The sequence below is a fragment of the Rickettsia peacockii str. Rustic genome (genome assembly GCF_000021525.1).
Lineage (GTDB): Bacteria > Pseudomonadota > Alphaproteobacteria > Rickettsiales > Rickettsiaceae > Rickettsia > Rickettsia rickettsii.
The window spans coordinates 1118147-1143685 of record NC_012730.1 but is presented as its reverse complement, the minus strand read 5'-3'; the positions used below and the strand labels follow the sequence as shown (position 1 = coordinate 1143685).

The window sequence follows — 25539 nt, the reverse complement described above, 5'->3', positions numbered from 1 at the left end:
GCAAGCGATTTCAAGGAGCGTGGCAATCTTAGGAATCTTGCCTGAGATTGCTTAGTCAAAACTTACAATTTTTCCTCGCAATGACGATGTAGGTACAATATGCTCCACTCTAAAGAACTCTTAAATTCTATTTTACGACAGGATTTTCATAGTTTTATAATTAATTTAATACTATTAATCCTGGAGCGGAGTATTATCCAAGTAAGCATATAAGAATAATTACCGATTATTTAAATGCCGTGCAAAGCGGTGATATTAATCGTTTAATAATTAATATACCGCCAAGGAGCTTACTACAATCTATTGGTGTTAGCGTTGCTTGGCCTGCTTATTTATTGGGGGTTAATCCTACCAAAAGGATTATGGTTGCCAGCTATTCTCAAATACTTAGCATTAAACACTCACTAGATTGTCAGTGCATTTTAAATTCTGATTGGTATAAAGAACTTCAAGTACTATCCTTAGTAAACCCCATAATCAAAAAAGTAAGTTTTTAACGACAGCTAATGGCTTTAGATTTGCAACATCGGTTGGAGGATCGGCAACAGGTGAGGGCGGTGATATCTTAATTATCGATGATCCTCATAACCCCACGCAAATTCATTCTTATAAAATACGTAAGAAAGTTTATAGATTGGTTTGAGCAAACTTTTGTTAGCAGATTAAATAATCGTAATAAGGGAGCGATAGTTTTAGTTATGCAGCGTCTGCATACGGATGATTTATCCGGTTATCTACTTAATAATAGCAATTCATGGCATCATTTAAAAATTCCGGCGATTAGCATTCAAGATTACTCCTTTAAATTAATGAATAAAGAATATCAATATCTTAGTGGTAAAGTTATTAGACAGCTATTAAAGAACCTCCTGATTGTTTAATGAAATTAGAGCAGGAAATAGGTAGCTATAATGATAATGCTCAATATTTACAAGAACCGATAGCACAAAGGTCATCGTTACTGAATATGGAAGATATTAGATTTTATGAAAATCTACCTTCAAGATTTGATTATTTTGTGCACAGCTGGGATACGGCAATTAAGAGTTCCGAAGATTCCGATTATAGTGTTTGTAATATATGGGGGATGCAGAAATATCATCTAGTATCATTAGTACGGAAAAAAATTAATTATCCTGAGCTTAAGAATTTGATGGAAAAATTAGCTAGAGAATATCAGCCAAAATTTATATTAATCGAAGATAAAGCAAGTGGTCAACAATTGATTCAAGATATAGGATTTTTAGGTGGTAATATTAGAGTGATAGGGATTAAGCCAAGCTTTGATAAAGTTACAAGATTCGCCTCGGTAGTTCCTTTATTTCAATCAGCTAGTGTTCTAATACCTAAACAAAAGCATAATTTTAAAGGAATTACTGAATTTTCCCCATATTAAAAATGACGATATAGTAGATTCAGTTAGCCAGTTCTTGAATTGTATGAAGGATAAATCGTTTAAATATCCTGCAAGGATTAGGAGTTTAATATAAAAATAGTTGCTTTTTTGTATGGATGTTGGTAGTATTTATGTCATTCCCGCGAAAGCGGGAATCCAGTAAAAATACAATTATCCGTTTATGGATTCCTGCTTTCGCAGGAATGACATAGGATTGTGGTATGACACTTATTAGGCTGGGTAGCAAAGTGGTAATGCCGTGGACTGCAAATCCTCTATTCGTCGGTTCGATTCCGACCCTGGCCTCCATTATAGAAATTAAAACATCTTATGGAATTTATTGTGCAATTCCTAGAAATGCTTTTAGCCGAGAGAGCATTGTCAAAAAATTCTATACTTAGCTATAAGCGTGACTTATTCGATTTTCAAAATTATCTTGCTAAACACAAATTATCCGAATTAAATATTACTACTGAGAATATTAGAGACTGGATTGAGTATCTAGCAAGTGATGATTTGCAAGCACGCTCAATCAACAGAAAAATCTCAACTATAAAAAGTTATTATGAATTTTTAATTAGCGAAAACCATACCGCGTTTAATCCGGTTCTTAACGTAGATTTGCCCAAATATCAAAATAAACTTCCCGAAATATTATCTATAGCTCAAATTAAATCGTTACTTGAACATTGCTCTCAAGATAATTCTCCTGAAGGTATCAGGCTTAATGCTATGATTCATTTGCTTTATGCTAGCGGTCTTAGAGTCTCGGAGCTTGTTAGTCTTAAGCTTGCTGATATTCTGACTAATAAAACGTCTACAGGAGAAGTAAGAAAAATATTTTCGGTACTTGGTAAAGGTAATAAGGAAAGAGTCATAGTAATAAATGAACAGGCAGTTATCAGTATTGCTAAATATCTTGCAATTAGAGGTGTTTTTGTGAATAAAGCTAAACCAAGAAATCTAATTTATTTATTTCCTTCATCAGCTTTAGCGGGTTATATGACTAGGCAAAATTTTGCTATTCTGTTAAAATCTGCTGCCCTTTATGCAGGACTTAACCATGAGTATATTTCTCCGCATATATTACGTCACAGTTTTGCAAGTCATTTGCTTGAGGGCGGAGCAGACTTAAGAGTAATTCAAGAGCTGCTTGGTCACGCTGATATATCTACTACCCAAATATATACTCATCTTCAAACTAATCATCTCAAAAAAGCATTGTTGCATCATCCTCTCAATAAAAATTAATTTATCTTAATCTTCTATAAAGTACTTGTTAATATTTCTTAACTAAATATAATACTCCTTATTAAATGTAAGGAATAAATTATATGAAGCTAAAAGACATTATGAGCTCTTGTATTAGTAAACCTAGAGAAATTGAAAAAGAATATCCTGGATTAGCTCAAAAGCAAGAATCAGGATGCAATGTTTATGCCGGGTTAGGATGCAACAAAAATCAAGAAGTAAAATTTAGCAACTATTATGAGTTACTTAAAAAAAATTCAACAAGGTGAAATAACTGTAGAAGTTCTAGAAAATTTAAGGAAATTAAAAATAGATGATAAAAAATCTTTTCTAGCAGATGCAGCAGAGGTGATATCTAACAATATGTTACATGAGCTTAATGCAACAATAATGAAACATGCTTTAGATTTAGTTGATTCTAAAGATACAGCTTTTTTACTTCGTAGAACAAAAGAGGATAGTATATTGCGAGATCTAATATATTTAGAAGCAAAAGAAAACAGGTTTACTGTAGGAATTGATAAAAAAGGAACTTTGAAAATTAACTTTCCTAGTGGGATACTTGAGCTTTACAAGCTATTAATTGATAATTTCTATTTGAAAAAATTTGAGGAGGAGGCATTGCAGAAAAAATTATATCAAGAATTGTTCACTGATCTCAACATTCCTTTTGAAGAACTAATTGAAAAAAAGGAATTGCAGAAAAAATTATATCAAGAATTATTACCTGATTTCAACATTCCTTTTGAAGAACTAAATTTTTTTGAACATTTTATTGAATGCTTAAAAGACTTGTATATTCAAAATAGTTTAGCACGAAGCATAATGAGTTTATTTGTAAGTAGAGATATTAAAGAACATTGTATGTGAAGAATTACTTGAATTAGATACATTTAAAAAATTATTTGAGGCAAAAATGTCATTATATGGAACTTCTGCTGATTCTAAATTATTAGTGGTTGATTATGTATTAAATGATGTACAAGGTGTTTATATTAGCAATTTAGCATCTTCAAATATTTTAGATTTAGTAATGCATAGTCAATCGCATAATGAAACAATAGAATCAATAGAAATTTTGGGTAATAGCTCAGAACCAGTATGACTGGCTAGATACTGTTTTAAAGTTTTGATTATAAATATAGTAAAAACATCTAGAAATTAATTTAATCTATCATTATTATTTAAATAATTATAAGTGAGATTAATACTAAATATGGCTACAAAAAATAAAAAAGAAACAGTGAATACTGAAACAAAAAATTTAGCAAATTTAGTTATCCAAGAAATAGGTAACAAAAATTTTGATTTTGTTGTTTTGCAAAAGATGCAGCAGACTTTTAGTACTGCAAGTAAGCAAAAACAAAGAGAAGCTTTTATAAGTTTGTTAGATAAAAAACTTAATAAAGAGCAATTACATAAACTCAATCAAGCAATAATGGAAAATGCAAATGAATTAATGCCGGATAACGATCCTAATTTCGTTTGTCGTATTCCTAATAATAAAGTTTTTCAAGAAATATTATTATTGGAAGCCAAACGCTCAGGTATGAAAGCAAAATTTAATGATAAAGGAGAATTACAATCTCTTGATGTAAAAGATATAACACAGGAAATATTAGATCACTATCGTATTTTACAAGAAAAATTTTATCCCAAAAGAGATTCTAAAGATTTGATAGATAGTAGAATAGCTCAAAGTATTAATTTTTTATTATATGCTCCACTTTTCCGAGAATCAGATATATATACAAAATTAGGTTTAAAATCCGCTGAGATAGAGCGAGAAATACAAGATCCTAACGGTAAGTATGCTAAACAATTAGTAGATGCTAAAATAGGAACTAATATAAATTTTAATACCAAAGAAAATTTAGAAAATAAAGCACATGAAGGAAAAGAAACTAAGATATCTTCAATAATTGAAAAAGCAATAACAAAACTCAAGAAAGACAAAAAAGTAAATATTGAAGATAAGAGACAAGGAGAAATAAAAAGGCATTTATCTAAATCTTTAGAAGGAGCTTCTGATTATATATTAACATTCAAAAAAAATGATTTAGTAGATGTAATATATCAAGGATTAGATAAAGGACAAACTTGGTGGTCAAAGATTGTTAATTATATAGGTATAAAATCATATTCTATTTCTAAAGAAAATCTTGAGAAAATAGGCACAATAATAAATAGTGAAATGAAAAATTCTCATACTCCTTTAAAGATAGAAGTACAAGAACAGTTAAAACAAATCTCAAAAGAGTTAAATAGATTCAATAATCTGGCATTGCCGTTAGAGGCTAAAAAGGTTCAGGCAAAATCTAAAAAACCGCCTGTTCCTCCAAAACCTGAACACCTCAACAAAAGAAATCATGGATTGTGATGATTTTGTTGTGTGACTTGAAAATACAGTTGTCATCCCGTGATTTATTCACGGGATCTAGCTTAAAATACTAATATTATTAGTATTTTTATTGTTTTTATGGACCCTGTGGTCAAGCTACGGGGTGACACAGTGGATTTTATTGGTCTACACAAGCAAGCCTTTTGCGGGAATGACATTAATCCCTACAATAATTTATAATTTATTACTTCCCATAATATTATAACCGCAATCTACATAATGGATTTCACCGGTAACACCTTTAGATAATTCACTAAATAAATATACTGCTGCTCCTCCTACATCTTCTTGGGTAGTATTACGTTTTAACGGTGCGGTTGCAGCGTGAGATTTAAGCATAGTACTAAAATCACCTATTGCACTAGATGCTAAAGTTTTGATAGGTCCTGCCGAAATAGCATTTACCCTAATATTATTTTCTCCCATATCGTTTGCTAGATATTTTATACTAGCCTCAAGTGCAGCTTTGGCTACTCCCATAACGTTATAATTAGGTATAACTTTTTCAGCGCCGTAGTAAGTTAATGTCACAATGCTTCCGCCGTTATGCATTAAGGCTTCTGCGGACCTTGAGAGTTCTAAAAGAGAGTAACATGATATATGTAAAGAATTATGAAAATTTTCTAAGCTAGTATCAACATAACGTCCTTTTAATTCATTTTTATCGGCAAAAGCCATACCGTGAAGTAAGAAATCGAAGCTACCCCATTTCTCTTTTATATCATCAAATAAATTACTAATTGATTTTGGCTTCGTAACATCAAGTTCGCTAACAAAATTACAACCTATTTCCTCAGCGAGTGGTTTAACTCGTTTTTCTAGTACTCCCGATTGATAAGTAAACCATAGCTCTGCTCCGTGTTTTTTAGCAAGCTGTGCAATCGTCCACGATATTGACATATTATTTGCAATACCTGTAATTAAGCCTTTTTTTCCTTGTAGTAATCCTGTAGTCATTTATTTACTCATTATATTAAAACTTGCTGAAATGATAGCATGATGTATTATTTTGTAAACGAATAATCGATAAAAATGTATAAACCTAAAATCATATGTTTACTGCTAGGGATATTAAGCGGTTTAGTTTTTGCTCCGACTTTCTTTATACCGGCATTATTAACGTTATCTTACTTATGTTATATAGTTCAAAAATCCGAAAATTGGCAAGAAGCCACAAAATTTGGTTATTTATTCGGTTTTGGGCATTTTTTAAGTGGAATATATTGGATAAGTATCGGTGTTAGCGTTTATATTGCAGATTTTTGGTGGGCAATTCCTTTTGCGTTATTTGGACTACCTATAGTTTTAGCTTGCTTTATATCGGCAAGCTGTACGCTTAGTTTTTTTGCTAAAAATAATAAATATTACCAATTTATATTCTGTTTATGTTGGGTATTATTTGAGTGGGTACGTTCATGGATTTTTACCGGTCTTCCTTGGAATTTGATTGGTTATGCTTTTTCGTTTTCAGATATTTTAATACAGCCTTTAAGTATAATAGGGATATATGGGCTTAGTTTTATAGTTATATATATTTCTACATCAGCTTATCCTTTATTTAGCAAGCAATTTACTCAGTTAAAAATATTACTAGCTAGTTCAGTCCTAGTATTAACCATCATTGTCATTTATGGAGCAGTAAGGCTAAGTAATAACCATACAAATTTCACTGATATAAAAGTACGATTAGTGCAACCTTCAATACCTCAAACCGAAAAATGGAATGAAGAAGAATTTTGGCATAATTTAATGCTACATATTAATTTATCGGAAAATTTGGAACCTACCGATTTAATTATTTGGTCTGAGGCAGCATTAGTAGTACCTGATGATATACCGCAAGTTAAATCAAAATTATTAAAAATGCTAAATTCTACAAATGCTATTTTGATAACAGGAGGAATTTCGGATAATAAAAAACAAGGTGATGAGTTTGAACTTTACTCAGCTATGTATGCTCTTGATAAAAATAATCATAAATTATTTGAATACCATAAATCACATTTAGTACCTTTCGGTGAGTATATGCCCCTTAAAAAGATACTACCGTTTAAAAAATTAACTCATGGTTTAATTGATTATAAAGAAGGAAACGGAGGGCTTGTTTATCTTGAAAAATATAATCTTAAAATTAAACCTTTAATTTGTTATGAATCTATTTTTCCTGATTTTGTACGGACGAATAATGAAATAGCCGATGTAATAATTAATATTACAAATGATGCATGGTATGGGAAATCCAGCGGTCCATATCAGCATTTTCATATTAGTAGAAGTAGAGCCGTAGAGAACGGTTTACCTATGATTAGAGTAGCGAATAACGGTATTTCAGCTATAGTAGATCCTTTTGGCAGAACAATAAAAAAACTAAATCTAAATGAAATAAATGATACTCAAGGTTTAATTCCTAAAAAACTAATCTCTCCCACTATATTCTCGCAATTCGGTAATTTTACTATTTTATTACTCATCGTTTTTATACTTTTAATTAATTATTTATTAGCCTTGATTCTTGATAACAAAGGGTTTTAGTATTATTATATTAAATTTTTAATAAAGTTGCTTGATTAAATATAAAGTAATATATACTGCATTTAAAGTTGAATAGCCTTTATTAATAATTAATTTTTAATTAAAGCTTATTGTTAAAATGAATGATTCAATCAAACATCCAGACAAACTCGCAAGTGAACATTTAAAAGAACGACGTCTTGCTGTAGGTATTATCCAAAAAGAATTAGGGCAAGCTTTTTCGATATTAGTGCTCTCCAAGTTAAAAAATATGAAGAAGGTTTAAGTAATATACCTATAAGTAGGTTATATGTTTTTGCAAAGGTTTTAAATACGCCTTTAAAATATTTCTTTAATAGTTCTGAAGAAGAAAAGTTAAAAGCTGACAATGAAAATACTCCTAATAATAAAATTGAATATCTATTCAAAGAAATAGAAAGTGATTTCTTAAATAATATTGCTGAAGCAGAAGGGCAATATGAACATGACGTCTCTTTTGATTATAAAGAATTATCAAGGACTATGGAAAGAGCACTTTTATCGTTAACTAGAGCATTTACTACAAATATTAGAAAAATAATCATTGAACGTGTCAGATCAGTATCGATACCTTGTGAATAATATTTAAATTTTCATTGACTTAGCATTACCAAAGTATTAATTTTTGTTAAGGTTTAGTAAATTCTGAACCGTCAACAATTATTAAATATATTGGAGGAAGGTTATGAGTAAAAGTAAGGCTATTGAAAATAACGGTATTAGTAATACCAATAGTCCAAATTGTAAATATATGGCCCCAAGACCGGAAGGAGTAAAACCTACCTGTGTAGTAATTACTTATTCTGTAAGCAAGGATATTAAGGCTGTTCATGAAGTATTGGATGAGCGAGGTGCAAGTGTTCATTACATAATTGATAAGGATGGGATTCAAAAAGAATATCATAATGATTTAACAGATCAAGCTTTTTATGCAGGCAAGAGTAGTTGGAAAGGAGAAGTAGGTGTTAATAATTTACTGTAAGATCAAATCTTGACTTCTACAATTTTATCTAGTCTAATTAAGTCTAACGCTTGATAATGCTTAAGATTATTCATATCTAAAATATGCTCTAATTTCGTGTTTAATTTCTGCTCTAATGTAGAAATATTTATACCTTTGCTAAGGCGTAAACCCATCATTATCATTTCTTCAATAATCTCTTGATGTGTTAACTTAGTATTAGTTTGAATACCAACATTTTTTGTTTTAACTGCATCTAACCATTTTTCAGGTTTATGCCACATCATAATTGCCGATACCGAACTTGAGGATTCAATGATTCTACTATGAGCTCCGGGGCCTATACCTAAATAGCTATTATAATTCCAATAAGTTAAATTATGCAAACATTCATACCCTATCATAGCATAATTGGATATTTCATATTACCCTCCTTAAATAATTTATAACACGGCGTACCTTTTTCGATAGTCAATTGATAAAGAGAAATATGTGAGGTAGCGAGCTGCATAGCTTGTTTTAATTCTTCTTGCCAGTCTTTTAATGTCTGACCGCTACGTGCATATATTAAATCAAATGACACTCGTAGAAAAATCGTATTTGCCGCCTCAATTGTTTTAATGGCCTGCATACAATCATGAGTTCTACCTAATTTTTTTAAATCGTCCTCTTTTAAGGATTGCACTCCTATTGAAACACGATTAATTCCGGCAGCTTTGAATGCTTTAAATTTTTCAGTTTCAAATGATGTGGGATTAGTTTCTAGAGTTATCTCGGTTTGATTATCAATAATTGCTAGATTACTGATTTTATTTATTATTCCTTCAACTATTACAGGATTCATTAAAGAGGGAGTACCGCCCCAAACAAAAATAGATTTTATATATTTATTTTGAATAATATCCTTAAAATATTCAATTTCAGTTTCATAAGATTTAAGCCACTGATTATGATCTATAGTACTTGCTACATGAGAATTAAAATCACAATACGGACATTTGGACAAACAAAAAGGCCAATGAATATAAATACTTAAATCATTAGCCATAACTCTCATATTTTGTATTTTTGCTAGTGCTAACTTAGGTTTTGTGGACATTGCTAAAAAGATTTAATTTTGGTTATTTTTTGCTACAAATTATAAGATTTTTTTGAAATATGAATAACTATTTCTACAAAAATCTTATTAATTTTCGCTAAAAAAGACCTCAAAATAGCAAATCAATTAGCAATGTCCACAAAACCTAGCATCTTCTTTGATGTTATTCAAGGTGTATGATAAAACACAATTCTAATTCAAAGAAAACTTTAAATAAAGCTTTTAATTTAATAGATTTTATTAAAATAATGAAAAAAAATTACCCACTATTTTATAATTTTTTGTGTTCAAGCTATGGGAAGTAATAATGAACAAATATATAACCCAAAAGACACTAAATTTCTAGAAGAAACTGAAGCTCTAAAATGGGCAAAAGAGCGTACTGATAAAACAGCAAAGGCTTGCCAATCTATGCCTACTTATAAGGTAGTTAAGAAAGAAATAGAATCTGTTTGCTATGATCAAAGAAAAACTCCTTTTGGGGCTATACGTAAAGGTTACGTGTATAATTTTTGGATGGATTATAAAAACCCGCAAGGGTTATGGCGTAGGACATTGGTTGAGAATTACTCGAAAGATAAACCAAATTGGGAAGTTCTAATCGATTTTGATAAATTATCCAAAAAACTCGGTAAAAAAGTAATGTATCGAGGTGGGAGTGATTGTTTTCAAAATCCTAATCGTTTCTTAATTACCATGTCATTTGGCGGTAAGGATGAGATGTTTTTTAGAGCATGGGATTTAGAGAAAAAGATTTTGTAAAAAATGGTTTTGAGCCAAAAACAAGTAGCGGGAAATTACTAGAAGGTAAATTTACTGTCCCTACTTGGGTTGATCAAGATACTATTATATTTATCCAGTTTTGCATCAAGAGGAAGTGACTGACTCTTTATATCCTAGCTTGCTCTACATATGGAAGCGAGGAGAACCTATAGAGAAAGCCAAAAAACTATTTGAAATACCAAAGAATTATATACGTGTATCAGCCAGTAAGCTTTTACCGATAATATTTCTTCATCTTTAATATTTATATCTGCAAATAAGGCTTTTTATAATTACGATAATTATATTTTAGATACTAAAGATGAGAACTTAAAATTACAAAAAATAAATATGCCATCAGATGCAATACCTGAAGGTTCTTTTAAAGAATATGTATTTTGGCTACTGCGTTCCGATTGTCAATTTAAAGATAGTAATATAAAGCAGGTTCACTTATTGCCATACACTACGCTGATCTTCTAAAAGAAGATAGCGATAAAGCTAGCTTAAAAATATGATTTACCCCAACAGAGAGGGAAGTATTGTATTTTGTAGGAATGACTAAATATACGGTATTTTTAACTAGCTATGAGAATGTTATTTTCAAAAGTAGTAACATTTACATTAGAAAATCATGAATGGACAAAACCGGTAACTTTACTGTCTTATGAAAATACAATTTTTGGTATGTTGTCTGATGATTAGGAAGAAGATGCATTAATTACTATAGAAAATTCTATAGTTCCTCCCACTATCTATTTATGGGATAAAACTCATGAATTAAAAGTTATTAGAAAGCCTTTATATCCGTTTGATAGCAAAAATTATGTTGTAGATCAAAAGGAAGCTACAAGCTCGGATGGAGTTAAAATACCATATTTTATTGTCTATAAAAAAGGTACAAATATTGTAAGAATCCAACATTACTTGAAGCATACAGCGGTTTTCAAGTAATCAACTCTCCATATTTCTCTCGCATAGAAAATGAAGTATGGGTTAAACATGGCGGGGTTAGTGTTCTTGCTAATATTAGAGGTGGCGGAGAGTTTGGTCCTGAGTGGCATAAGGCGACTCAAGGAATAGAACGTCAAACCGGCTTGAATGATTTTATTGCAGTAGCAGAGGATTTAATAAAGCAAAATATTACTAGCCCTGAGTATTTAGGAATTAAAGGAGGAAGTAACGGCGGATTGCTAGTAAGTGTTGCAATGACACAGCGTCCTGATTTATTTGGAGCTATAGCATGTGAAGTGCCGATACTTGATACGATACGATATAAAGAATTCGGAGCAGGACATTCATGGGGTACAGAATATGGTGCTCCAAAGTAGAAGATTTAGTACATATCAAAAAATATGCACCGCTAGAGAATTTATCTTTAACGCAAAAATACCAAGCTGTGTTAATTACAGATTCAGTATTAGAGCAGCGTGTACACCCATGACATGGAAGAATTTTTGAGTATGTGCTTGAGAAAAACCCAAATACTAAAACTTACTTTCTAGGAAGTGTAGATAGTGGGCATGGTAGTGGTAGTGATTTAAAAGATAGTGCCAATTATTTGATCAATATTTATACATTTTTTGCAAATGCTTTGAAATTAAAAATTAATTAAATTTAATACTAGGTCAATATGTGTTACTTATTATACTACTGGATAGTTTAAAAAAAACCGTCGATGTCATTCCTGCGAAGACACATGGGTGTCCACTTAAGGAAAAGGTCACCCTGTGGCTTGACCACAGGATCCATATAATTTTAGTATTTTTAACTGGATCCCGCAATCAAGTCGGCATTGTTGCATGGATCGGAAAACCTACTCAATGTCATTCCCGCGTAGGCGGGAATCCAGAAAAATAACTTCAATATTGCTACAGAAGTTACATACTTGATAAAATAACCATACAAACACTTGTTTTTATATGCTTGACTGGATTTCCGCTTCGCAGGAATGACATAATGTAGATATAATATAAATTCAAGAAAACAATTTTCCAATTCCGCTACGTAATAGATTTTTAGGATTCATTTTACTGGCTTTTTTCATTATCTCGCTTATTTGTTTATATTGCTTTAGCAAAATATTTACCTTTTGTACCGTAGTTCCTGCTCCAACAGCTATACGTTTCCTACGAGAAGCATTAATTATATCGGGATTTTTACGTTCTTTTGGCGTCATAGATAAAATAATTGCTTCTTGATGTTCAATTATTTTACTATTTAATTTTGATTGATCTATTTGATCCATAATTTTACCGCTACCCGGTAACATACTAAGTATACTTCCAAAACCTCCCATTTTTTTTATACTTCTCATTTGCTGAAGATAATCATTTAAATCAAACTTACCCTTTTTTAATTTAGCTGCCGTTTTTTCGGCTTCTTCTCTATCAACAATACTAGCTGCTTTTTCAACAAAAGAGATAATATCACCCATATCCAGTATTCGAGAAGCTAAACGTTCAGCATCGAATTCTTCTAAATCAATTAGGTTTTCACCGCTACTTAAAAATTTAATCGGCTTTTTAGTAATATATTTTACACTGAGTGCTGCACCACCCTTGGAATCGCCATCAATTCTAGATAAAATTAATCCTGAAATTGCTAACTTTTCATTAAAACTACTTGCCGTAACTACTGCATCCTGCCCTGTCATACTGTCGATTACTAACAAAGTTTCTGTAGGCTCCACTATCTTTTTTATTGCAAGCGCTTCCTCCATCATCGCTTTATCAATTTGTGTACGACCTGCCGTATCATAAATTACGACATCATAAGCAGAAATTTTAGCCTCGGCAATAGCTCTTTTGACAATATCGAGGGGTTTCTCACCTTGCACAATAGGTAATGAATTAATTTGTACTGAGTTTGCAAGTATAGCGAGTTGCTCTTGTGCGGCCGGTCTGTAAGTATCCAAAGAAACAAGTAAAACTTTCTTATTTTGATTGCTAAGCCGTAAAGCAAGCTTACTACTCGCCGTAGTTTTACCACTCCCTTGCAGCCCTACCATTAGGAAATTTACGGGCGGCTTTGAATTTAAATTTAGCTTTGTCTCACTTTTACTTGAAGCTAAGAGATTGATCATCTCTTCATGGATAATTTTAATTATCATCTGTCCAGGTGAAACAGACTTAATAACCTCCTGCCCTAAAGCTTTCTGTTTAACTTCCGCTATAAAATCTTTTATCACCGGTAATGCAACATCTGACTCTAAAAGAGCCACTCTTATATCCCGCATAGCAGCATCTATTTGGGCTTCCGTCAAAATGCCTGAGCTAACTAGCTTATCAAAAATCTTCGTTAAATTTTGTGTTAAAGTTTTAAACATGCAAATAATTTAATTTATAAAGTTCCTAAAACCTAATATATACTACGAGTAAATTAACAATAGTCAAAATAAAACATAAATTAAATTTATATTCTAGAGGGAAGCCGCTTTCTATCTTGAATATCTATTAACTATTTTTAAAAAAAAGAGTATCTCAATATATTTTGTTGTTTTATGGATAACATAGAAAGGAACGTAGTGATATCGTGTTAATTACTAGAAAACTCATTCACCACTAATATATAACTTGTTTTTAAGTCCAAATCATAATCAATGGTATTATATATTAACTTTTTTATGTCGGTAAATTTTTGCAGTAAATATGAAGGGTGTCTATTTGATAGTTTATTAAAAATCTTATTTTCCAAATCTAGAAGTTCAATATTAACGTTGGCAGATTTTTTAAGGATTCTATTCATTAATAATAATAAATTATCAATAAAATCTAGCCATAATTCTCGGTCTTTAGTAGTAAAGCGATTAATAAAATCTAACGTTTTGTTATCTGCTATCGACTGAATAAACTCGGAATATAATTCGTTTTTAGTATGATGGATAGATGATCTAACATTAATTTTAAAACATCTTGATCTAATTGTAGAAATAATACTTGCAGCTCTTGAAGTAATTAAAAAAATGTAACTATTCTTTGGTGCATCTTCAAGAATTTTTAAGCATGAATTCGCTGCATTCAAATTCATAAGCTCTGCCGCATAAATTATTGCAACTTTATAACCTGAAATTGCAGAAGTTTTACTTAAGAAGTCTTGTAATTTTCTTATTTGTTCAATAGAAATATTTTTAGCATTAGATGTAGCTGAAGTTTCCCTAGCGATGAAATGATAATCAGGATTGTTGTCAAGAGGAATGCTATTCTTAAAAAGCTTAATATATATAAACTCTTCTAAATCTTTTAAAGCTTGCTCTATATTTTCGGCTTCGATAAGCCAACTATTGTATAGCGTATTATGTTTTAAGTTAAACTCTAGGCGTTCAATTATCAATGGTTGTAATATCATTATGAATTGTACTTAAGAAGTATTCTATATCATTCCGGCTTTTGCAGAGCATTATTGCATGAGCTGGTTTTTCTAGTGTCACCCCGCAAGCATGTAACGGGGTTCGGAAATTATTAGTACTGTAAATACGTTACTTCTTTTAATTACAAGCTTCTTTCATTTTTCTTCCGGCTCTAAAAGTAGGTTGATTGTAAGCATCTATTTTCATTTTTGCTCCGGTTTTTGGGTTACGACCCTCACGTGCTTTTCTATGATGTATTTCAAATGAACCGAAACCTGTTATATTAATATTATGGTGGCTCTTTATAGCACTAATTACACTATCAAGAACTAAATTAAGTGCTTTCTCGGCTTCAGCTTTTGTTAATGTTTTATGTGAAGCATGTTTATGATTATGACCATGGTCGGTCATAAATGCTATAAATTCGGTTTTATTCATTTTTTTTGGTTCTTTTGTGTTATGTGTACTCATAATAAAATCAATTCTCCTTTGATAGGTTAATATGTATTGATGTTTTTTTATAAAACAATATATACAACTGGCAATAATATACATCAATATATTTTTTATGTGAGTTAATTATAACAAACTACCCACATACTGCAAATGCCAGTTATTTACAAAATTTAAAATATATACGTTATTATATTAATTTATAGAAAAATGTAGCCATTTTACATCAGTTATACTGTTAAAACTATCTTAATCAAGTAATTAAAGTGAAAATTTATCGTTAAAACCATAACTTATTGTCAGTAGTAAATTACAAAAACTAATTTTCTACTCTATAAAAAATTATAAGTTTTTTAATAAAAAACAATATATACTTAATTTACATAAAAAGTGGAAACCGTCTTTCACCTTTTATATAGAATATTTCTAACCGAATAGCAGATTATGTAATAATTCACTATGCACATTAATTTAGAATAAAATTTTTAATCCAATGTTATTGTCTAAAATTTGTATTAAACGCCCTGTCTTTGCTACAGTTTTGAATTTGGTTATCGTAACTCTTGGAGCAATGTTTTTTACCAAACTACAAATTAGAGGTACTCCGGATATTTCAGTTCCTATTATAAATGTCGAAGCTCATTATGCAGGTGCCGATGCCTTATATATGGAGCAAGAAATAACGACACGTATAGAAAAAGCTTTAAAAACGGTTAAAAATTTAGATTATATAACTTCTCAAAGTTCTACCGGCGAAAAAGTAGTATTACTTTATCGTTTCTATTATCTACCGATATTGAAGTAGCACTAAACGATGTCCGCGCCAAAATATCGGATATCACTTATATGTTCCCGCAAGATATGAAAGCCCCGTCAGTTACAAAACTTGATGCCGATAGTTTCCCAAGCCTCTTCATAAGCATTGAAAGTGATCAATATAGCGATTTAGAATTAACAAAGATCGTCGAAGATAATCTACAAACACCGTTAGATAAACTTGAAAGCGTAGGACAGTCACAAATTTACAGCGGTCGGGAATATATAATGAGAATAGAACCCGATTCTAAAAAATTATATCAACATAAAATTTCTTTATTGGAGATTGAATCCGCAATAAAAGAGCAAAACAAAGATTATCCCGCAGGTACGATTAAAACAAAAAGCAATAATTTTATAGTAACTCTTGCAGGTTCTTTATCTACACCGGAAGAATTCGGTAATATTATTCTAAAAGTACAAAATGGAGGTATCATAAAATTACGAGATATAGCAAAAATATCTTTAACTTCTCCCGATGAGGACATAATTTTTAGATATAACGGCAAAAGCTCTATTGCCCTTGGTCTTATAAAAGAATCAAAAGCTAACGTCATAGATTTATCACATGAAGTAACTAAAGCACTAGAAAGAATTAAAGAATCCATGCCCAAAGGAATAAGCATGGGTATCGCATATGATGCAGCAACACCTGTAAAAGCATCAATTTATGCAGTATTTCAAACAATTTTTGAAGCTTTAATATTAGTAGTTTTAGTCACTTATTTATTTCTTGCTTCTGCTAAAATTACCTTAATTCCGTTTGTAACGATTCCGGTATCGTTGATCGGTACTTTTAGTGTAATGTATGCTTTTGGATTTTCTATTAATATATTTACGCTCCTTGCTATGATACTTGCTATAGGTTTAGTGGTCGATGATGCGATAGTTATGCTTGAAAACATTTTTAGATATAATGAAATGGGGCATAAACCCATGGAAGCGGCTATGCTTGCTTCTAAAGAAATCGGCTTTGCAATCATTGCTATGACTATTACGCTTGCTGCCGTATTTTTACCCGTGGGTTTTATAGAGGGTTTTATCGGGAAATTATTTATTGAATTTGCTTGGACTTTAGCATTTTGTGTTTTGTTCTCAGGATTTGTTGCTTTAACTTTAACTCCTATGATGTCAAGTCGTATGGTTAAAAAACATAATACGGACTTACCGAAATTCTTAGTAAAGTTTAACGACATTCTACAATTTATTCAAAATAAATATATTTACTATCTAAAGCTAACTTTTGACAATCAAAAGAAATTTGTCATCATTATTGCATCATCATTTATAGTGCTGATTATTAGTTTTAAATTTACTCAAAAAATTTTCGTACCCCAAGAAGATGATGGATTCTTACAAGTTTCTCTTAAAGGTCCTGAAGGTTCTAATTTAGAATCTTCTACTAAAGTAGTGAAAGAAGCCGAAAAAATCCTTGCTAATTATAAAGATATATTAGGTTATCTGATGGTAATAGGTGCAGGCGGTAGCGATAACGTTTTTGGATTCATTCCTCTAAAAAATTGGGGTGAGCGTTCTTGTTCCCAAGAAACTATTAAGAATATGTTAAATAAGCAGTTTTCTGAAATACCGGGCATGTCGATTTACGCTATGGATCCACGTTCAATGGTTAGCGGGAATGCAAGTAGCCCTATCGAATTTACTATTCAAACGAACCTTGAATATGATGATCTAGATAAAATATCACAACAATTTATTGATATAATGAAAACAAATCCTATTTTCTTAAACGTCAATAGAAATTTACAATCGGCAATGCCGACTATAAGTATAGAAGTCAACCGTGATAAGGCTTATTTATACGGAATGGATTTGGCAAATATAGGCAAAACGGTACAATATTTACTTGCAGGTCAACAAATCGGGCATTTTAGAATGAGTAATGATTTATATGACGTTATATTACAATTTAATCAAAAAGATCGAAAAGATATTAGCGATTTTAGTAAAATTTTAATCAGAGCAAAAAATAATAATATGTTACCGCTTGAATCGATAGCCAATATTACGGAAAAAATATCAGTAAAATCATATAGTCATTATAATAATTCAAAATTCGTTACTATTTCTTCCGATCTTGCTCCTGACAGGAAAATTGATGATGCAATTAATGAAATCAATAAAATAGCCGCTAAGTTACTTGATCCTAGTAATACTATAATTGAATATATAGGAGAAATTAAACAAATGAGAGAGGCAGACAGTAATATGCTTATAACATTTGTGTTTGCTCTTATATTTATCTATTTAGTGCTTGCAGCTCAATTTGAAAGCTTTACTGACCCTTTATTAATATTACTCGCCGTACCTTTCTCAATAACCGGTGGTGTACTTGCTCTCTGGCTTGCCGGTAATAGCCTTAATATGTATAGTAATATCGGACTTATTACTTTAATTGGATTAATTACTAAGAATTCTATTATGATGGTAGAATTTGCTAATCAGCTAAGAGCAAAAGGAGTAAAGGTTCAAGAAGCTATAATAGAATCCTCAAAACTTCGCTTGCGTCCAATTCTTATGACTACTCTTGCTGCCGTAGTCGGAGCTTTACCTCTAGTTTTTGCAGACGGGGCCAGTGCTGCTGCTCGTAATTCTATAGGCTTTGTAATAGTTGGAGGATTAAACATCGGTACTATATTTACAATTTTTGTTATACCTGTAATATATCACACTTTTAAGAAGGATTAATAAATTATAGAATTATAAAATTTAGTAGACATATAGCTCAAAATGAGGAATGATTATTTTACGTTAGTTTTGTTGCATGGCTCGGAAAACGCATATAGTGTCATCCCGAGGCCTCGCCACGGGATCCAAAAATGTAACCCATAATACTAGTGTAATTTTAGTATTTTAACTGGAGACCCCGCTATCAAGTTGTGGGATGACAGAGGTATGAGCCACACAACAAGGTCTTTTACGTTTAACTAAAAGGAGCTTAAATATGTTAATAAATACTTCTAATAATCCACTTATTACTACTGTACATTTATTATCTTCTATAGGTGCTATAAATTGGGGCTTAGTCGGATTATTTAATTTTAATTTAGTCACACTTTTATTTGGCTCATTTCCAATTATTGTTACAATACTTTATATAATTATAGGCTTTTGTGGTGTATATTCTTTCCTTTGTTTAGGTAAGCTATTTTGTAAACCCGGAATAGAAAAGGTGAAGTAACTCTACCTTTGCGTCATTGCGAACAGCCGTAGGCTGCGTGGCAATCTCATGAAATCATAACAAACTCCTGAGATTGCTTCGTCAATTGCTATGCAATTTCCTCGCAATGACTACCTAACAACCTCACTTGTGCTATAGCAGTTATTGCTGCTGTTTCAGCACGTAATATATTACTTCCTAAAATTATAGATTTTGTATTCTTATATGAGGCAAGAAGTTCCAGCTCATCATTAGTAAAGCCTCCCTCCGGTCCTACAATAATAGTTATATCACTATTACTAAGTGATGATGAAATTCGTAATATAGAATTTTCTTCTTTTTCATGTTCATTAGCATATAACATCAAATTCTTATTCTTTTTTAGGTAATCTTGTATTGTGATAGCTTTTTCAATTATCGGGGGAGTAAGACGTTCTGATTGCTCTGTTGCCTCAATAACACATTTCGTTAAACGTTCGATATTTACCGATCTAAATTGACACCACCTAGTAATTAACGGAATAATTTTAGTTATACCGAGTTGCGTAGCCATATTTATTGCAAGCATTAATTTATCTTGCTTTATTATAGCAACAGCAAGAGTTAACGTAGATTCTGTATAAGGCTTTTTTAACTGTTCTTTAAGTCTAACCGATAGGTTATTTTTACCTATATCGTTAATTTGTGCTAGAAATTCTCCATCCGTACTGTTAAAGAGACGTAAGCCATCATTTACTTTAAGACGTAGCACCGTTTTGACATAATGAACATGATGATCACTTGCTAATTCTATCTTGCTATTTTCAGCTAAACGACTATTAATATAAATACGGTTATATTTCATATTATTTAGTACTATGGACGATAAAAAAGATAATAGACATCTTTCCAAACCAGCTTATAGAGAGGAATGTACAGGAGACACGGAACGCAGCACTACAGCGTATATGGACATACGTGAGGATGTGATGAGTACCGGATCGACGTCTAAATTACCTCTAGAAGCGAAGTTTGTAAAGATATCTAATAATATATCAGAAAAAGAAAATTTACCAAAAGAAAAAGAAATTGGCGGTGTTAAAGGTCTAGAACCGACAAGATACGGGGACTGGCAGCATAAAGGTAAAGTCACAGATTTCTAATGCCTTGCCTTCAACACACTAAAATTTTACCCTATAAACCGCAAGAATTGTTTGATTTGGTCTGGGATGTAAAATCTTATCCTAAATTCTTGCCTTGGTGTTCTGCTTCTAGAATTATTTCAGAAAATAATCAAGAGGTTATTGCTGAATTAGTAATTCAGTTAAAAGGCTTTTCAGAAAAATATAACTCACGAGTTACAAGCGAAATAACAGATGATGGAATATATTTGATTAATACGGTAGCTATTTCAGGACCTTTTGAATATTTAAAAAGTACTTGGCAATTTGTTCCATGCACGGCAGGAACTGCATTAAAATTCTTTATTGATTTTAAAATGAAATCCGTAATACTGGATAAATTAATCGGCACTTATTTTACCAAAGCAACCGAAAAAATGATTATAGCTTTCGAAAGGAGAGCTAAAGAGGTTATTAAATAAAAAAGAGTAAGGTGTAGAAGTCAAGATTTGATCTTACAGACACTATAAATTTTGCACCTGATTGTCAGTTACATTTTGACTGTCAGAGACGTATTCAAGATACAAGATTTCATTATTCTTTTCAACAGCTAATTTTTTACTATCCTTAAAAGTTTGCATAGGAGTTTTTCCATAACAATATTTTCCTGAATGTGGTCGCTCATTATTGAAATGCTCTAACCAAATATCAAGATCTAATTGTAAATCATCAAGATCTGTATAAATCTTTTTCCGCATAGCTGTATCAAAGAATTCTTGTTTCATGGTTTTATTAAAACGCTCACACATACCATTTGTTTGGGGAGAATATGCCTTAGTTGTAGTATGCTCTATACCTTCGATACTTAGAAACAACTCAAAAGCATGATGCTCTATATTCCCCTTATATTCTGACCCACGATCTGTAAGAATACGAAGTATTGGTATCCCTTGGGTCTCGTACCATGGTAACACGCGGTCATTAAGCATATCAGCAGCAGTTAAAGCTGTTTTATCAGTATATAGTTTAGCATCAGCTACCCTAGTATAGCTATCAATAAATACCTGAGAATAAACCTTACCTATACCTTTGAAATTACCTACATAATACGTATCCTGACATCCTAGATAACCTGGATGCTGCGTCTCAGTTTCTCCATGAGCTTCTCTTTCATTACGACGCTCCTCTAGCACTTGTAATTGAGATTCAGTAAGAACAATACCATCCTGAGCCATCTTTGCTTCTAATGCTTTAAGCCTTTTACTGATATTGTTTAAATCATTACGTAACCAAATTGATCGCACTCCTCCAGGCGATACAAGTATACCGCTCTTCTTAAGCTCATTTGATACTCTTAGCTGACCATATGCTGGATATTCTATTGCCATATCCATTACTGCTTTCTCTATCGCTGGATCAACTCTATTCGCTATTATTGGCTTTCTTCGACTAATTTCATATAATGCCTCTTCGCCACCAGTTTCATACAGTGCTTTAAATCTGTAATAACTATCTCTACTATAGCCCATCGCTTTACATGCTGATGATATGCTACCAAGACTCTTAGCTAGTTCTAGTAACCCTATTTTTGGCTTTATTATTTTTTGATTTAAGTTCATTTTTCATCTCCATTTAATAATTAATTTATTTTACTAAATGTAAGATATAATCTCAACTATTACACTTAATCAAAATGAGGAGGCGGTAGATGCTTATGCTACTGCTGAAAATATATATTGGAATAATTATAAAGAAAATATGAAAAATGTGTATGAAATAAGTAATATGTATTTTGCAGCCGCTAAAGCTAGTTGTACTTTACCTAAGAAATTTTGGTATGAAAAATTCCGTAATAATCAGATAGAACAATTCGGTGCTGATCATCCGAATAGTATTAAAATTTTAAACCTTAAATGTGATGGTGCAAATTAGCTAGAATTTTTTCTGATTAGTGCAATAAAAAAACCGGACGCGGTAAGAATAATTCCAAGCCAAATAAAGCTTATCGTTGGCTTGTAATATATTTTAGCATGGATTATATCGCCGTCTATATTACTTAAAACTGCGTAAAGATCATATAATAAGTAAGAGTATATATCACTTTCTTGCGATAAACTCTTTTCAACTATATAAAGTCTATTTTCCGGCTTTAATATAGTTATATTACGGCTATTATCCTCAAGCCAAAATTCAGCGATTTGTCTATAATAATTTTTACCTTGAGCAAACTTAATATTTTGCAATGTTACTTTAAATTCGTTAAATGTTTTACTTGTTCCTACTCTGCCGGTAAAATCCATTTCACTTTGTAATAATGTATTCATAGTAATACTAAAACTAATTAGTGCAAAACCAAAATGCCCAAGGATCATACTAGCGTTACTTGCTTTAAGTCTATTTCTACAATAATTAGTTTTAACCAAAAGATAATGAATATTATGAAGCATAAGAAATATAGATGCGATTATAGTTAAAATCGATATAACACTAAATGTTACTTTTAATGATATTAAATAAGTAATTATTAGAGATAATATTAGAATTATAATATGTTTTTTAATAGAGCTTCTGGTAGTAAATAATCCTATGGTACCAAGAATAGGGATAACGAATATAATAAAATTATTAACAAAAAATGTTTCACTAATAATAATAGATTTATCGTCGAATAAAGAGTAAATTGGCGGATAAAGTGTGGCAGCTATTAGCACAATAAGGCTAAGAAGGAGGAATATATTACCGAGGAGTATGGAGTTTCCACAATTCGTCGCGAAGCCACGAAAGTGGCTGTGGCAATCTCGGTTAGTTTCCTGAGATTGCTTCGTCAATGCTAATGCATTTCCTCGCAATGATGTGGTAGTATACCACCCAATACTACCAATCCCCATAATCAAAAATATCCCAAGCAAGTATATTCCTCTCTCAGGTGAGAATGCAAAAGAGTGAATTGAGGTAATAAAACCGGAACGTACTAAAAAAGCACTAAATATTACTAATAAAAAAGTAATGATGGATAAAATTACTGTCCAGTTTTGCATACGTCTGGTTTTTGTTGTTACAATTATAGAATGATGGAGCATAATTCCGGATAACCAAGGAAATAGTGAAATATTTTCTACCGGATCAAAAAACCAAAATCCGCCCCAGCCGAGTTCTCTATATGCCCACCAAGAACCAAGGCTAATTCCTATGGTAGTAAATAAGATACCGATATTGGAAAATGTTTTGAGAAATCTTATGTCATTAATGGATTCCCGCTTTCGCGGGAATGACATAAGTGGGTATGAGAATGACATAGAGGCACAAACAATAGTAAACGGTACTACATAGCTAACATAGCCTAAATAAAGCAGAGGAGGATGGATGCTCAAAGCAATATCTTGTAGCATCGGGTTTAAGCCTAACCCTTCTTTAGGAACGAAAGAAAACACGTTAAAAGGATTGGAGGTAAAGTAAATAAAGCTGCTAAAAAATAATTGTATGGCTGATAGAATAATAATAGATAAAAATTTAAGACGGTTATCTTCAAGTAAAAATATATAACAGCAACTAACGATTTGTAATAAACAAAACCATAATAACATTGAGCCTTCGTGGCTCGACCAACTACCGGCTATTTTATATATTAAAGGTTTTAAAGTACTGGAATTTAAGAAAACATTTTGTAGTGAAAAGTCAGAGATAATAAAAGCATAGACTAGGGTAAAAAAGGCAAGTATAGTACATGAGGCAGCTATGTAGAAGGGGCAAGTAATGAGGTAGTTGTCATTCCCGCGAAAGCGGCAATCCAGTCTATAAAATAGAGATTTTTTATGGATTCCCGCTTTCGCAGGAATGACATAAAAGACAAAAGACAAACCGATAACCGACAAGTACATCGTTGTTAGTAGTAAAAAATTACCGATTTCACTCACTGCTTATTGTTGCCTCGGTAGTAGGTAATACGGTAATTTTTACGCTATCAATCTTATTGGCAATTTTCTTTAAAATAATTACCTTTAAATTAAATATTTCAATTACTTCCCCTTGATTTGGAATTCTAGCAATTTTATGGATTATTAATCCTGCTATAGTGTTTGCATCTTCATCCGATAAATTCCAATCAAGCTCTCGGTTAATATCTCTAATAGTCGTAGTTCCTTTTATAATGAACTCGGTATTAGACTTCTTAATAATTTCATTATTAAGTCTATCATGTTCATCAGTAATGGGTCCTACGATTTCTTCTATAACATCTTCAAGAGTAATAATACCTAGTAGAGTACCATACTCATCTACAACACAAGCAAAATGATTATTACGTTCTCTAAATGCATGTAGCTGGTCTACTACAAGTGCATTCTCAGGGATAAACCAAGGTGGGGTTAGAAGTTTATTAATATCAACTTTTTTTGCATCATTATTATTTTCGTATAATGTTTTAAGCAAATCTTTTAGATTGAGAATCCCTATTATATTATCTCTATTATCTTGCCACAAAGGTATACGTGTATGAGTACCCGATAATAAAGTTTTAATTATCACTTCATGAGGTAGGTCGATATTAAGGGCTATAATACTACTTCTGTGAGTCATAATTTCCGATACCGTCATATTACGTATATCTAATATCCCGCCGAGCATATTACGATCAGATTTATAAACTCCGCCTTCTTGATGGTAATGCTCAATCACGCCTCTTACTTCTTCCGTTCCTGATATTTGAGGATTTAAATTAATACGAAATATGAAGCAAAATATTTTTGTAATGTAATCAAGAGCAATATTAATAGGTTTGAAAAGCTTTAAAAATATTACGATAGTTGAAGCCATTTTTAATGCTAATTGTTCAGGTTTAGCAACGGCTATTGCTTTCGGTACTACTTCGGCAAAAACAATAATTATAAAAGCCATAACGCCGGAAGCAACAATGGGTCCATTATCTCCAAGAAAGCTAATAAAGAGAGTAGTAGCAATAGTGGTACAAACAGTATTGATTAAACTATTACCTATTAATAAAGTTCCTATGACCTTTTCTTTTTTCTTAAGAACCTCTAAAATTGTTTTAGCACGCTTATTACCGGCGATTTTAAGCTTATGAATCTTCCCTGGGGAAGAAGCGGTAATAGCAGTTTCGGTAGCGGCAAATAAAGCAGATAAGGCGATCATTATTATAATAACGATCACAAGTACGGTAGTCATTCTTTGTTAAAATATAAATTAACTATAAATAATTATATTAGTA

18 protein-coding genes, 1 tRNA gene and 5 pseudogenes are annotated in these 25539 nt (G+C 31.6%); 15 read left to right on the top strand and 9 right to left on the bottom strand.

All coding sequences use genetic code 11. The features are described 5' to 3' along the window. The first annotated feature begins 575 nt into the window (after nucleotides 1-575). The 6 genes and pseudogenes from RPR_RS09295 (at nucleotide 576) to RPR_RS06800 (ending at nucleotide 5027) form a co-directional block, all read left to right on the top strand. A complete protein-coding gene (locus RPR_RS09295) occupies nucleotides 576-881 on the top strand; it encodes a hypothetical protein (RefSeq protein WP_026053075.1) in 306 nt (101 codons plus the stop codon). Beyond that, complete coding sequence (terL, locus tag RPR_RS09290; protein WP_228368843.1) at nucleotides 881-1396, top strand: phage terminase large subunit; 516 nt, start codon at nucleotides 881-883, stop codon at nucleotides 1394-1396. The genes RPR_RS09295 and terL overlap by 1 nt, the downstream gene beginning before the upstream one ends. Before the next feature lie 234 nt (nucleotides 1397-1630). After that, a tRNA-Cys gene (locus RPR_RS06815) sits at nucleotides 1631-1705 on the top strand. Nucleotides 1706-1726: 21 nt separating this feature from the next. After that, on the top strand, nucleotides 1727-2647 hold the full coding sequence (locus RPR_RS06810) for a site-specific tyrosine recombinase XerD (RefSeq protein ID WP_012736999.1): 921 nt from the start codon (nucleotides 1727-1729) through the stop codon (nucleotides 2645-2647). A gap of 83 nt (nucleotides 2648-2730) precedes the next feature. After that, nucleotides 2731-3752: pseudogene (locus tag RPR_RS06805) on the top strand (DUF5410 family protein). 111 nt (nucleotides 3753-3863) lie between these two features. Further along, nucleotides 3864-5027, top strand: coding sequence for a DUF5410 domain-containing protein (locus RPR_RS06800; protein WP_012736998.1), 1164 nt, complete (start codon nucleotides 3864-3866; stop codon nucleotides 5025-5027). A 195-nt stretch (nucleotides 5028-5222) separates the two neighbouring features. Here RPR_RS06800 and fabI read toward each other — a convergent pair whose 3' ends face one another. Continuing rightward, a complete protein-coding gene (gene fabI, locus RPR_RS06795) occupies nucleotides 5223-6005 on the bottom strand; it encodes an enoyl-ACP reductase FabI (protein ID WP_012736997.1) in 783 nt (260 codons plus the stop codon). A 75-nt stretch (nucleotides 6006-6080) separates the two neighbouring features. Here fabI and lnt point away from each other — a divergent pair, with 75 nt between their 5' ends. The 3 genes and pseudogenes from lnt to RPR_RS06780 form a co-directional block, all read left to right on the top strand. Further along, nucleotides 6081-7580: an apolipoprotein N-acyltransferase gene (lnt, locus tag RPR_RS06790; protein WP_012736996.1), complete on the top strand. Its 1500-nt coding sequence runs from the start codon at nucleotides 6081-6083 to the stop codon at nucleotides 7578-7580. Nucleotides 7581-7698: 118 nt separating this feature from the next. Continuing rightward, nucleotides 7699-7845, top strand: coding sequence for a hypothetical protein (locus RPR_RS08705; protein WP_187145787.1), 147 nt, complete (start codon nucleotides 7699-7701; stop codon nucleotides 7843-7845). A 438-nt stretch (nucleotides 7846-8283) separates the two neighbouring features. Continuing rightward, nucleotides 8284-8568, top strand: a pseudogene (locus RPR_RS06780) (N-acetylmuramoyl-L-alanine amidase); the annotation flags it as partial. Between the two features lie 14 nt (nucleotides 8569-8582). Here RPR_RS06780 and RPR_RS06775 read toward each other — a convergent pair. Then, nucleotides 8583-9658: pseudogene (locus RPR_RS06775) on the bottom strand (radical SAM protein). Between the two features lie 294 nt (nucleotides 9659-9952). Here RPR_RS06775 and RPR_RS09285 point away from each other — a divergent pair. Beyond that, nucleotides 9953-12035 (top strand): annotated as a pseudogene (locus tag RPR_RS09285) (prolyl oligopeptidase family serine peptidase). 363 nt (nucleotides 12036-12398) lie between these two features. On the opposite strand, the gene ffh reads toward RPR_RS09285, so the two are convergent. The 3 genes from ffh to RPR_RS06720 form a co-directional block, all read right to left on the bottom strand. Beyond that, the gene (ffh, locus tag RPR_RS06730) at nucleotides 12399-13748 is read right to left on the bottom strand and encodes a signal recognition particle protein (RefSeq protein ID WP_012736995.1); all 1350 of its coding nucleotides are present in this window, start codon (nucleotides 13746-13748) and stop codon (nucleotides 12399-12401) included. 209 nt (nucleotides 13749-13957) lie between these two features. Then, entirely contained in the window at nucleotides 13958-14767 is an 810-nt protein-coding gene (locus tag RPR_RS06725) for a DNA polymerase III subunit delta' (protein WP_012736994.1), read from the bottom strand. Nucleotides 14768-14906: 139 nt separating this feature from the next. Then, nucleotides 14907-15239 (bottom strand): HU family DNA-binding protein, encoded by a 333-nt coding sequence (locus RPR_RS06720; RefSeq protein WP_004996579.1) that lies wholly within the window; start codon nucleotides 15237-15239, stop codon nucleotides 14907-14909. 475 nt (nucleotides 15240-15714) lie between these two features. Between RPR_RS06720 and RPR_RS06715 the strand changes: the two are divergent. Together RPR_RS06715 and RPR_RS06710 are read left to right on the top strand one after the other, a co-directional pair. Further along, a pseudogene (locus RPR_RS06715) lies at nucleotides 15715-18743 on the top strand (efflux RND transporter permease subunit). Between the two features lie 256 nt (nucleotides 18744-18999). Further along, the gene (locus RPR_RS06710; RefSeq protein ID WP_012736993.1) at nucleotides 19000-19236 is read left to right on the top strand and encodes a DUF378 domain-containing protein; all 237 of its coding nucleotides are present in this window, start codon (nucleotides 19000-19002) and stop codon (nucleotides 19234-19236) included. An 88-nt stretch (nucleotides 19237-19324) separates the two neighbouring features. Here the strand turns inward: RPR_RS06710 and RPR_RS06705 are convergent, their stop codons facing one another. Beyond that, on the bottom strand, nucleotides 19325-20059 hold the full coding sequence (locus RPR_RS06705) for a 16S rRNA (uracil(1498)-N(3))-methyltransferase (RefSeq protein ID WP_012736992.1): 735 nt from the start codon (nucleotides 20057-20059) through the stop codon (nucleotides 19325-19327). A gap of 13 nt (nucleotides 20060-20072) precedes the next feature. Between RPR_RS06705 and RPR_RS06700 the strand changes: the two genes are divergently transcribed. Both RPR_RS06700 and RPR_RS06695 read left to right on the top strand, forming a co-directional pair. After that, a complete protein-coding gene (locus RPR_RS06700; RefSeq protein WP_012736991.1) occupies nucleotides 20073-20357 on the top strand; it encodes a DUF1674 domain-containing protein in 285 nt (94 codons plus the stop codon). Further along, nucleotides 20357-20797 (top strand): type II toxin-antitoxin system RatA family toxin, encoded by a 441-nt coding sequence (locus RPR_RS06695; RefSeq protein ID WP_004996594.1) that lies wholly within the window; start codon nucleotides 20357-20359, stop codon nucleotides 20795-20797. The genes RPR_RS06700 and RPR_RS06695 overlap by 1 nt, the downstream gene beginning before the upstream one ends. A 42-nt stretch (nucleotides 20798-20839) precedes the next feature. Here RPR_RS06695 and RPR_RS06690 read toward each other — a convergent pair whose 3' ends face one another. Continuing rightward, nucleotides 20840-21934 (bottom strand): IS481-like element ISRpe1 family transposase, encoded by a 1095-nt coding sequence (locus RPR_RS06690; RefSeq protein ID WP_012736375.1) that lies wholly within the window; start codon nucleotides 21932-21934, stop codon nucleotides 20840-20842. A gap of 139 nt (nucleotides 21935-22073) precedes the next feature. Between RPR_RS06690 and RPR_RS08335 the strand changes: the two genes are divergently transcribed. Further along, nucleotides 22074-22247: a hypothetical protein gene (locus tag RPR_RS08335; RefSeq protein WP_228368842.1), complete on the top strand. Its 174-nt coding sequence runs from the start codon at nucleotides 22074-22076 to the stop codon at nucleotides 22245-22247. On the opposite strand, the gene RPR_RS06685 is transcribed toward RPR_RS08335, so the two are convergent. Continuing rightward, nucleotides 22244-24229: a heme lyase CcmF/NrfE family subunit gene (locus tag RPR_RS06685; protein ID WP_012736990.1), complete on the bottom strand. Its 1986-nt coding sequence runs from the start codon at nucleotides 24227-24229 to the stop codon at nucleotides 22244-22246. The two genes, RPR_RS08335 and RPR_RS06685, sit on opposite strands and share 4 nt — an antisense overlap. Next, nucleotides 24222-25496 (bottom strand): HlyC/CorC family transporter, encoded by a 1275-nt coding sequence (locus RPR_RS06680; RefSeq protein ID WP_012736989.1) that lies wholly within the window; start codon nucleotides 25494-25496, stop codon nucleotides 24222-24224. The genes RPR_RS06685 and RPR_RS06680 overlap by 8 nt, the downstream gene beginning before the upstream one ends. Nucleotides 25497-25539: the final 43 nt, after the last annotated feature.